Origin of the sequence: Pseudonocardia bannensis (assembly GCF_012911875.1) — a bacterium.
Lineage (GTDB): Bacteria > Actinomycetota > Actinomycetes > Mycobacteriales > Pseudonocardiaceae > Pseudonocardia > Pseudonocardia bannensis.
In genome coordinates, this window is the sequence record NZ_JAAXKZ010000070.1 from 22,744 (window position 1) to 30,205 (window position 7,462).

A 7,462-nucleotide genomic window follows, 5' to 3' on the forward strand; every position below is an offset into this window, starting at 1 on the left:
AAGCAGCAAGACGCGCGACGCAGTGTCCAGTCCTCTCCGGCCTGGCCGCGACGAGCGGTGACCGGCGCGGACCGGGCGCATGCGTCCGGCGTTGGGGATGGACCAAAGGCGGTTCTCCACCATGAGGGATGTACACCGATTAGAGCCGACGTCGGCGAGCCCGTCCAGGGACACCGTGTTCGCGGCATGGGAACGGTTCGTGCAGGGCGAGGATCATGTCCCGGGTGTCCGGCCCGAGGTGGTGATCTCCTGGCATCGCTGCCGAGAGCAGTACCGGGTGGACCCACACCTCACCGAAGCCCCGGTAGCCGTCGAGCAGATCGACCACACGCTCGAACACGACGTGGTGTTCACGGAGTTGGGCGGTCTGGCGGTGTCCGTGGCGCAGGAGGTCGGCAACCTCAACGGCATCGTCACCGTCACCGACGCCACCGGGCGGATCCTGGCCGCGTGGGGCGACCACGCCACGCTCCGCAGAGCATCCGACTCCAATCTGGCGCCATGGTTCTGCTGGTCGGAGTGCGCGGCCGGTACGAACGGCATGGGCACGGCGCTGGAAGCGCATGGTGCGGTACTGGTCAGGGGCGCGGAGCACTGGTGCCAGGCGTTCCACAACTGGGTTTGCGCGGGCATCGCGGTGCGTGACGTGGTGACCAGGGACCCGATCGCGGTGCTGAACATCTCCTGCTGGCGCACCCAGCTTCCCGAGGCCACGGGTGGGTGGCTGTCCAGCGCGGTCGCCACGACGCAGGGCACCCTGAGAAGGCGTGCCCGGGACAGCGGCGCCGGGTTGCTCGCCGCATACACCCAGGCCAGGGCCCGCTCCGGCACGACGCTCGCCGCGGTGGACACCGCAGGCAAGGTGGTGATCGCCGACGACACGGCGAGCGTGCTCATGGGCGTCCCCGCCTCCACCCCGGCGGTCGACCCCACGCTGCGATGGAACCCCGGGCTGCCGGACCTGATCCGAGTCGTCCGGTATGCCAGTAAGCAGGCCACCCACAACCCCGACTGGGTCGGCTCGACGCAGATCTTCACCCACCTCGCGGAAGAACCGACGCCGGTCGGCATCCGACCCGTGTTCAGGTCCGGACACCTGATCGGGAGCCTGGTCACGTTCGGCGCCTCCGACGGTGAGCAACTGCCCGAGGCGGAGGGGCCCGCCCGCCCTCCGGTACAGCCGCGCCGGCTCGTCGCGATGCGCGACAACCGGATGGTGCTGTTGCGGCGGTCTGAGGTCTCCTTCGCCGAGTCGGACGGCAACGACGTGTGGCTGTCGACCGGCGAGGGACGACTGCGAGCCGCCTCTCAGGGCCTCGACAAGTTCGGCAGTGAGCTGGCGGATGCCGGCTTCCTACGGGTGCACCGCCGGTACGTGGTCAATCTCAGCCGCATCCGGGAGATCGAGCGCGGGCTCAAGGGCGAGCTGTTCCTGGTGATGGATGACCGGACGAACACGATGGTGCCGGTTTCCCGGCGGAACGCGCCGGCCGTGCGCCGGGCGCTGGACATCTGAGTGATTGAGCACAACCTCCGTGCCCGGAAGGATTCCCGTGTCTGACAGCCCTGACGCCGTTGTTGGCCAGAGGAACGACCGAGACGGGGGTGCGGGTGCGCTCGGTGTCCCAGCCCGCGGCGCCCCGATCGGCAAGCCCGGCCAGGCCCGCGCCAATGGAAGCGCGGGCGGGCATACCGTCTTGGCCGGGCGCCGCAATCACCCCACCGGGGGCGCGAGCAACCACGACTGGTGGCCGAACCAGCTCAACCTGAAGATCCTCCGCAAGCACTCTGCCGTGGCCAACCCCATGGGCGAGGACTTCGACTACGCCGCAGAGTTCAACACGGTCGACCTCGACGCCCTGGCGAGGGACATCGACGAGGTGCTGACGACCTCGCAGGAGTGGTGGCCGGCCGACTTCGGCCACTACGGGCCACTCGTGGTCCGGATGGTGTGGCACTGCGCCGGGACCTACCGCATCGACGACGGCCGGGGCGGCCCGGCCGCCGGCATGCAGCGCTTCGCGCCGCTGAACAGCTGGCCGGACAATCGCAACCTCGACAAGGCGCGCCGGCTGCTCTGGCCGGTGAAGGAGAAGTACGGCCGCAAGATCTCCTGGGCCGACCTGATGATCTTCGCGGGCAACCGCGCCCTGGAGATCATGGGCTTCACGACCTTCGGGTTCGCCGGCGGCCGCGCCGACGTCTGGGAGCCGGACGAGGACGTCTACTGGGGCCCGGAGCGCACCTGGCTCGGCGACGAGCGCCACAGCGGCGTCCGGGAGCTGGAGAAGCCTCTGGCTGCTGACCAGATGGGCCTCATCTACGTCAACCCGGAGGGCCCGAACACCGTTCCGGACCCGCTCACCTCCGCCCGGGACATCCGCGAGACGTTCCGGCGCATGGGGATGAACGACGAGGAGACCGTTGCGCTGATCGCGGGCGGGCACACGTTCGGCAAGACGCACGGCGCGGCCGACCCGGACAAGTACCTCGGCCCCGAGCCGGAGGGTGCCCCCCTCGAGGAGCAGGGCCTGGGCTGGAAGAGCAGCTACGGCACCGGAAAGGGCACGGACGCCATCACCAGCGGCCTCGAGGGTACGTGGACCCCCACGCCGACGAGGTGGGACAACGGCTTCTTCGAGACCCTGTTCGGCTACGAGTGGGACCTGGCGCTGAGCCCCGCCGGTTTGTGGCAGTGGATTCCGAGAGACGGCGCCGGGGCCGGCACCGTGCCGGACGCCCACGACCCGTCGAAGACGCACTCCCCGACAATTCTGACGACGGACCTCGCGCTCCGGTTCGACCCGGTCTACGAGCAGATCTCGCGGCGCTTCCTGGAGAACCCGGACCAGCTGGCGGACGCGTTCGCCCGGGCCTGGTTCAAGCTGACCCACCTCGACCTGGGCCCGATCCAGCGCTACCTCGGGCCGCTGGTCCCCCGGGAAACGCTGCTCTGGCAGGACCCCGTGCCCGCGGTGGACCACGAGCTGGTCGGGGCGGAGGACATCGCCGCCCTCAAGAGCCGGATCCTCGCCTCGGGTCTGTCCGTGTCCCAGCTCGTCTCCATCGCGTGGGCGTCGGCCTCGACGTTCCGCGGCAGCGACAAGCGCGGCGGGGCGAACGGGGCGCGCATCCGCCTCGAGCCGCAGCGGGGCTGGGCGGTCAACGACCCCGATACGCTGGCGACGGTGCTGCGCACCCTGGAGGGGATCCAGGAGGCCTTCAACAGCTCCCGGACCGGGGGCAAGAAGGTCTCGCTGGCCGACCTCATCGTGCTCGGCGGGTGCGCCGCGGTCGAGCAGGCCGCGAAGAACTCCGGCCACGCCGTCCAGGTCCCGTTCACCCCGGGACGCACGGACGCGTCGCAGGGGCAAACCGACGTGGAGTCCTTCGCCGCGCTGGAGCCGACTGCGGACGGGTTCCGCAACTACCGCGGGAAGGGCCACCGGCTGCCGGCCGAGTACCTCCTGATCGACCGCGCGAACCTGCTGACCCTGAGCGCGCCCGAGATGACCGTCCTCGTGGGTGGGCTGCGCGTCCTGGGCGCGAACGCCGGGCAGTCCTCGCTGGGCGTCCTCACCTCGGCACCCGGGTCGCTGACCAACGACTTCTTCGTGAACCTGCTCGACATGGGCACCGAGTGGAAGGCGACCTCCGAGAACGCGGAGACCTTCGAGGGCCGCGACCGCGCCACGGGCGAGGTCAAGTGGACCGGTAGCCGCGTGGACCTCGTCTTCGGCTCGAACTCCGAGCTGCGGGCCGTCGCTGAGGTCTACGCGAGCGACGACGCGCAGGAGAAGTTCGTGCGCGACTTCGTGGCCGCGTGGGACAAGGTCATGAACCTCGACCGGTACGACCTCGCCTGATCCTCCGTCGGGCGTTCAGATGTCGGGAGGGGCGTCGTGGCTGGTCCGCCGGTGTTGATCAAAAGCGATTGATCAAAGGTCCTTGCCCAGCCCAGCCACAGCGAGATGAGGTGTAGCGCAGCCTTGTTCCTCGCAACGGTGGCGTATCGAGCACGAACGGTACCTGGCGGCGTACGAACGGCGCGCGCCGGCCCGAATTGGCGCTTACCCTTGTCGGCCTGATTCATCCGGCGTAGAGTTCTGACCCCTTACAGATTCATGCCAATATGTGCTGCCACAATCGCAAACAGGTGTACGATCACACTGAGACAAAGGAGTTGAGGTGGGAGTGCGTCGCGAAGGTCGGCACCCGGCCGATTTGAATAGACCCGGAAAGCTCCGAGGTCAACTCGAAAAAGAATGAGCCAGCAGTTGTAACAGGTCGCTGGTGATGGGTGGGCGAGGCTCCGGGCGCGTGAGCTACCTCCAAGGTCGACGCGTCCGAGTTTGCTGCCGACTGCTGTGCCGTGGCAAATCGGGATCTTGGCCGACCGGGGTGTTTCTTATCTCGACCGGGTGTGTTCTCGTGCCCAGCGGAAGGTTGTGAACCAGTCGCAACGTGCCACCGTGACCGCGGCCGACGCGAAAAGATGATACCGGGATCGGGGATTGGGAGGTGAAGCCCCATGACGACCGCGCAGGAGCGAGCCGACCTGCTCAGTAAGATCGGGTTGGACGTGCAGAACAAAGCGGCGATAGGTCGGGTGCTGGGGACCGGAAGCATTGGGCAGGCCACGGAGCGAGCTGATGGCCGGATGGAAGCGCAGATCCGGATCCCGCCCGATGAGTTGAGCTTCGATCCCTCGATTCTGGTCATGCCCCATGGGGGTGATATCGAGCTCGAGCTCATCAACGACGATCTGAATACGCACTGCGCGCTCTTACCGTCCAACGGCGACAGGAAATTCATCTGGTTGGTGAACCATTCGCGTGGAAGGGCGACCCTCAACCTTGACGGCCCGGGCTGCTACTACTACAGCTCGCCCACAGGAAACGACGAAGGCCGGGGATTGACCGGGGCCATCGTCGTGCTGGGGGAAGTTCCGCCGGAGGCTCGCCTCGACCGTCCCGCCCAACCACGGCCGTAGAAAGGAGCCTGCGATGACCGTTGACTACGTTGACGCGGGTGAGGCTGTCGACCAGGGAATTCTGAACTACAAGACCCCGGGCGGCGATGTCGCGCCGCCGGTGGTCTCCGACGTCACCTACGAGCGCATTCTCAACGCCCGCGAGGAGCCCCAGAACTGGCTCACCTACTACGGCGCCTACAACGGGCAACGGTACAGCCCGCTGGACCAGATCAACACGGAGAACGTCAAGCGTCTCCGCCCCGAGTGGATCTTCCAGGCCGGCACGACCGGCCTGATCGCGGGTGCGTCGACCTACTCGTTCGAGGCCGCCCCGATCGTCGTCGACGGGGTCATGTTCGTCGCCGGCTGGGACGGCTGGGTCTGGGCCCTCGACGCGAAGACGGGCGTGGAGATCTGGCGGTACAAGCACGCCATCCCCTTCGACGTGTCACTGTGCTGCGGGAACGTGAACCGTGGGGTCGCAGTGGCTCAGGGAAAGGTCTTCTTCGTCACGGCGAACGCCCACGTGCTCGCGCTCGACGCCACCAATGGCAAGCGGGTCTGGGACAAGACCTACGGAGACGTGCGGGCCGGGGAGAGCGCCACGGTCGCGCCGCTGGTCGTGAAGAACATGGTCATCGTCGGGAGTTCCGGCGGGGAGTTCGGCGTGCGCGGTCACCTCGACGCGTTCGACATCGAGAGCGGGGAGCACGTCTGGCGCTGCTACATGGTCCCGAAGCCCGGCGAGCCCGGCTCCGAGACCTGGCCATCCGACGGCGAGGCCTGGGCGCGCGGCGGGGCGAACTGCTGGCTCACCGGCACCTTCGACCCGGAGACGAACCTGCTGTACGTGGGCACCGGCAACCCGGCGCCCGATTTCGACGGCGAGGTTCGGGAGGGCGACAACCTCTACACCGACAGCATCGTCGCCGTCGACGTGGACAGCGGCCAGATCCGCTGGCACTACCAGTGCACCCCGCACGACGTGTGGGACTACGACAGCATCGCGGAGTGCATCCTGTTCGAACAGGACGACCGCAAGCTGCTCGGGCACTTCGACAAGAACGGCTACTTCTTCGTCGTCGATCGCACGAACGGCGAGTTGGCCCAGATCACCCCCTTCGTGGACCGCATCACCTGGGGGGCGATCACGCGGGACGGCCAGGTGACGGCCAAGGTGTACCCGGAGAAGGAGGGGGAACCGGTCCACTTCTACCCGGGTCCGGCCGGCGCCAAGGAATGGACCCATGCGGCCTACAGCCCGAAGACGGGTCTCTTCTACGTCCCGGTCCAGGACACCGGCGCAACGGCCACCCGGCGGCGCCGGGAGTTCAAGGAGAGCATCCCGTACTGGGGCGCGGGCGTTCAGGTGGACATCGAGGACATGGCGGGGTCCATCAGCGCGTTCGACGGCAACGGTGAGGAGAAGTGGCGCTACCGCAACGAGCTTCCGATGTGCGCGTCGGCACTGGCCACGGGCGGCGACCTGGTGTTCGCCGGGAAGCCCTCCGGGGAGTTCGTCGCGCTCGACGCCCGCAGCGGGGAGCAGCTGTGGCAGTTCCAGTGCGGCAGCGGGCACCACAGCAGCCCGACGACCTACAGCGTCGACGGACGGCAGTACATCGCCGTTCCGGTCGGCTGGGGTGCGTGGGCCGAGGGGTTCCTCCCCGGCATGCTCGGCGCGGGCCACGGAAGCGCCCTGATCGTCTTCGCCCTCCCGGAATCGTCGTAGTGCCGTGACGGGAGCCTGCCGACATCAGGCAGAGAGGAGGTGAATCCATGGAGTCTCAGCTCGCCGTGTGGGAGACCCCGGAGTTCGACGAGATCGGAGTCGCCCCTGAAGTGACGATGTACGTCGCTCAGTTGGAGGACTAGCGGGACGTGGGGAGGCGCCGGACACGGGTCCGGCGCCCTTCCGGCCGTCCGGGACGGAGCGCGGACGTCAGGGCCGGCGAGGGACGGAGCAACAGGATGTGGCTGCGCGTGCTGGGATCGGCAGCGGGGGGAGGCTTTCCGCAGTGGAACTGCAGCTGCCCGGCATGCCGGGCGGTGCGCGAGGGGTCCCGGCCCTGTCATCCCCGCACGCAGTCGTCGATCGCGGTGAGCGCCGACCGACACCGATGGTTCCTGCTCAACGCCTCACCCGACATCCGTGCTCAGATCGAGTCCTTCCCCGCCCTGCATCCGCTCGACGGCAGAGCGACACCGCTGCAGGCGGTGCTGCTCACCGACGCCGAGCTCGACCACACGCTCGGCCTGCTGCTGCTGCGCGAGGGACGGGCCCTCGAGCTCCACGCCACCCCCGCGGTACACGAGACGCTGTGCGAGGGGACGGCGTTGCTCAGGACGCTCGAACGCTACTGCCCGGTCGACTGGCGACCGGTCGTCCCGGGAGCTGACGTATCCCTGGATGACGGCTTGTCGTACCGGGCCTTCGACGTTCCCACGAGCAAGCGGGCACGCTTCGGGGCCGGGACGGAGCGGGGA

The 7,462-nt window shown here is 68.3% G+C and carries 6 protein-coding genes; all 6 read left to right on the top strand.

Features of this window, described 5'->3' with window-relative positions; all coding sequences use genetic code 11:
• Positions 1-199: 199 nt before the first annotated feature.
• On the top strand, positions 200-1,516 hold the full coding sequence (locus HF519_RS18310) for a LytTR family transcriptional regulator DNA-binding domain-containing protein (RefSeq protein ID WP_312860186.1): 1,317 nt from the start codon (positions 200-202) through the stop codon (positions 1,514-1,516).
• Positions 1,517-1,643: 127 nt separating this feature from the next.
• On the top strand, positions 1,644-3,866 hold the full coding sequence (gene katG, locus HF519_RS18315) for a catalase/peroxidase HPI (RefSeq protein ID WP_438826412.1): 2,223 nt from the start codon (positions 1,644-1,646) through the stop codon (positions 3,864-3,866).
• A 665-nt stretch (positions 3,867-4,531) separates the two neighbouring features.
• Positions 4,532-4,993, top strand: coding sequence for an MSMEG_3727 family PQQ-associated protein (locus HF519_RS18320; RefSeq protein WP_169414191.1), 462 nt, complete (start codon positions 4,532-4,534; stop codon positions 4,991-4,993).
• Between the two features lie 13 nt (positions 4,994-5,006).
• Positions 5,007-6,707 carry a PQQ-dependent dehydrogenase, methanol/ethanol family gene (locus HF519_RS18325; RefSeq protein WP_169414192.1) on the top strand — a complete coding sequence of 567 codons (1,701 nt, stop codon included), beginning with the start codon at positions 5,007-5,009 and terminating at the stop codon, positions 6,705-6,707.
• A gap of 47 nt (positions 6,708-6,754) precedes the next feature.
• Positions 6,755-6,850, top strand: coding sequence for a pyrroloquinoline quinone precursor peptide PqqA (pqqA, locus tag HF519_RS18330; protein ID WP_169414193.1), 96 nt, complete (start codon positions 6,755-6,757; stop codon positions 6,848-6,850).
• Positions 6,851-7,075: 225 nt separating this feature from the next.
• The coding region (locus HF519_RS18335) for an MBL fold metallo-hydrolase (protein WP_438826411.1) at positions 7,076-7,462 on the top strand (387 nt) is incomplete at its 3' end.

What these genes read in the sequence shown, in the direction of transcription:
- HF519_RS18320 (WP_169414191.1), top strand. Translation starts at nt 4,532, where the DNA reads ATGACGACCGCGCAGGAGCGAGCCGACCTGCTCAGTAAGATCGGGTTG.
- HF519_RS18325 (WP_169414192.1), top strand. Translation starts at nt 5,007, where the DNA reads ATGACCGTTGACTACGTTGACGCGGGTGAGGCTGTCGACCAGGGAATT.
- pqqA (WP_169414193.1), top strand. Translation starts at nt 6,755, where the DNA reads ATGGAGTCTCAGCTCGCCGTGTGGGAGACCCCGGAGTTCGACGAGATC.